Annotated in this window: 2 protein-coding genes and 1 pseudogene; all 3 read right to left on the reverse strand. The window is 31.1% G+C overall.

Features of this window, described 5'->3' with window-relative positions:
- Positions 1 to 81 precede the first annotated feature (81 nt).
- Positions 82 to 1,560 (reverse strand): annotated as a pseudogene (gene cysS, locus ACIQ11_RS09750) (cysteine--tRNA ligase).
- A 130-nt stretch (positions 1,561 to 1,690) separates the two neighbouring features.
- Positions 1,691 to 2,362 carry a GTP cyclohydrolase I FolE gene (folE, locus tag ACIQ11_RS09755; protein WP_396154448.1) on the reverse strand — a complete coding sequence of 224 codons (672 nt, stop codon included), beginning with the start codon at positions 2,360 to 2,362 and terminating at the stop codon, positions 1,691 to 1,693.
- 244 nt (positions 2,363 to 2,606) lie between these two features.
- Positions 2,607 to 3,242 (reverse strand): alpha/beta hydrolase, encoded by a 636-nt coding sequence (locus tag ACIQ11_RS09760; RefSeq protein WP_396154446.1) that lies wholly within the window; start codon positions 3,240 to 3,242, stop codon positions 2,607 to 2,609.
- Between the last annotated feature and the right edge of the window lie 81 nt (positions 3,243 to 3,323).

Consider the following 3,323-nt stretch of genomic DNA (forward strand, 5'->3'; position numbering starts at 1 on the left):
AATTACTATAAATGGAAAAATGAATAGTTTCTTCATAATTTTTATTTTGTAAATCGTAAATCCCAATTCGTAAATCCGAAATTACAACGTAAAACTCGTTCCTTCTTTTCCGTCTTTTAACTGAATGTCTAATACGGCTAATTTATCTCTAATTTCATCAGATAAAGCCCAATTTTTATTGGCTCTTGCTTCCATTCTCATTTCAATTAGCATTTCGATAACACTTCCTAATTTATTGTTATTTCCTTCAGCTTTTTTATTTGTTAATCCTAAAACATCAAAAACAAAACTTTCTAATGTGGTTTTTAATTCTGTTAAATCCGTTTCAGAAATTGTTTCTTTTTTGTCGTTTAATAGATTTATGATTCTAACCGCTTCAAATAATTGAGCCATTAAAATAGTGGTATTAAAATCGTCATTCATCGCATCGTAACACGCTTTTTTCCAAGATGCAATATCTACTGAAGAAGAGGTATTGGTTTCAATTTTAGATAACAATGTTATGGCTTCCATCAAACGATTATATCCTTTTTCGCTAGCCAGCATTGCTTCATTTGAAATATCTAAAACACCTCGATAATGCGCTTGCATAAAACAAAATCGTACCACACTTGGGTTAAATTCTTTTTCGAAGAAATCGTTTTTACCTTCTAATAACTCCATTGGTAAAATGTAATTTCCAGTACTTTTGCTCATACGCAAACCATTCATAGTTAACATATTGGCGTGCATCCAATACTTTACAGGCGCTACGCCGTTACAAGCAGTACCTTGTGCCACTTCACATTCGTGATGTGGGAATTTTAAATCTAAACCGCCTCCGTGAATGTCAAAAGTTTCACCTAAATATTTGGTGCTCATAGCCGTACACTCTAAGTGCCAACCAGGGAAACCAGCTCCCCAAGGTGAGTTCCAACGCATAATATGAGCTGGAGAAGCATTTTTCCAAAGTGCAAAATCTTGAGGGTTTTTCTTTTCAGTTTGTCCGTCTAAATCTCTGGTATTGGCAAATAATTCTTCAATATTTCTATTGCTTAATTCGCCATAATTTAAACCACGTTTGTTATATTCTAACACATCAAAATAAACAGAACCATTGCTTTCATAAGCAAAACCGGTTTCAATTAACTTTTGAGTCAATTCAATTTGTTATAAAATATGACCAGTAGCTGTGGGTTCAATAGTAGGAGGTAGCAAATTAAACGTTTCTAAAACGTGATGAAAATCGACAGTATATTTCTGTACAATTTCCATAGGTTCTAATTTTTCTAAACGCGATTGTTTGACAAATCTGTCATTTTCTACATTGCCATCATCTGTTAAATGTCCGGCATCAGTAATATTTCGTACATATCTAACTTTATAACCTAAATGTAATAAATAACGATAAATCATGTCAAAACTCATAAAAGTTCTTACATTTCCTAAATGCACATTGCTGTAAACGGTTGGTCCACAAACATACATACCAATTTGACCTTCGTGAATCGATTTAAAATTTTCTTTTTTTCCCGATAAAGAATTATACACTTGAAGTGGATTGGTTTCGTAAAGTGGCATTTTGTTTAATTTATGTTTTTTTTATTTTTTTTGAAGCTATTCCTGCTTTCCGTTACAATCTTTTTAAAATGTTGCCTTCGAGAACCTCAGTCAACAATTAAAAAAGGATTTTCACTGCAATCAGGGCTAATTAAAATCGTGTATCTAATTTAATATAGTCTAAAAATTCTCTTTTTACTTTTTCTTCTTTAAATTTCCCGCCAAACTCAGAAGTCACGGTGCTGCTTTCAATATCTTTAATACCTCTTGAGTTCACACACATATGTTTGGCATCAATAACACAAGCCACATCTTCCGTATTTAAAACACTTTGTAATTCTTTTACAATTTGAATCGTTAAACGTTCCTGAACTTGAGGTCTTTTTGCATAATATTCTACAATTCGATTCATTTTTGATAAACCAACAACTGTTCCGTTTGAAATGTAAGCAATATGCGCTCTACCATAAATAGGTAATAAATGATGTTCACAAGTAGAATATACTACAATGTTTTTTTCAACAAGCATTTCGCCATATTTGTATTTGTTTTCAAATGTAGAGGCACTTGGTTTTTTATCTGGATGTAAGCCGCCAAAAATTTCTTTTACAAACATTTTAGCAACTCGGTTTGGTGTTCCTTTCAAACTATCATCTGTTAAGTCCATTCCAAGTGTAAGAAGAATATTCTCTACATCTTTTTTGATTCTTATAATTTTTTCTTCGTCAGAAATTTCAAAAGCATCTATTCGTATTGGATTTTGTGTATTTGTAGCAATATGATTGTTGCCAATTTCATCGTTATGTTCTTCGTTGTTAATCATCATACCTGTTATTTGTATCTAACTGCAAATATAAGCATTTATAAATAAATTAGTTTTATAATTTTTTAAAGTAATTTTTGAAAAGTCACTCTTGATTCTGTAATAGCATAGACATATTATTGTTTAACTATCGAATTCTATGAATATGGTTAACTTATGTTCACTTTATAATATAACGCTAATTGAGTAAAACAAAAATGGCTCCGATTTCGGAGCCATTTTTGTTTTTTATTTAAAGTATATTTTAGTCTAACCAATTTTTAAAATCCCAAAAGTTTTGTGGCGCTACGCCGTGTCCTACAGGATATTCTTTATACATAATGCGCAAACCTAATTTTTCTAAATATGGTGCTGTTTTTCTTGCCCATTCCACAGGAATTACTTGGTCTTGTGTGCCGTGAGAAACAAAAAATTTAATATGTTTAATTTGATTTACATCATAATTTTCTGGTAAAATTTGTTCGTTTAAATAACCGCTTAAAGCCACAACTTTATTAATTTTATATGGATATGTAAACGCCATTCCATAACTTAAAATCGCACCTTGACTAAATCCAATTAATGAAATATTCGATTTATCTAAAGGTAATTTTTCTGAAATTTCATCAATAAAATTTGCGATTAGTTGTAAAGATTCTTTGGCCTGTTCGTTATTTGAAAACTTATTTTCATCAGCATCAAAAGTAATTTCATACCAAGCATAACCATAAGGCTGCAAATTGTATGGTGCACGAATCGATATCACATAAACATCTTCAGGTAATTGTGGTGCAAAAGAAAACAAATCTTCTTCATTACTGCCATACCCGTGTATTAAAAGTAACGCACCGTTTTTTTCTTTTACTTCTTTTGGCGCTTTTACCAAATATTCTAAACTCATAAATTATAAATTTTTAAACCATTTCTGAAATTGTTCACCCACAAGAGGAACCAATTTCATTTCATTATTCATCACACCTGC

The organism is Flavobacterium sp. (assembly GCF_044361065.1).
Classification (GTDB): Bacteria; Bacteroidota; Bacteroidia; order Flavobacteriales; family Flavobacteriaceae; genus Flavobacterium.

Bases quoted from the DNA above. Each gene is read 5' to 3' on its own strand.
- ACIQ11_RS09760 (WP_396154446.1), bottom strand. From the start codon at position 3,242: ATGAGTTTAGAATATTTGGTAAAAGCGCCAAAAGAAGTAAAAGAAAAA.
- folE (WP_396154448.1), bottom strand. From the start codon at position 2,362: ATGATTAACAACGAAGAACATAACGATGAAATTGGCAACAATCATATT.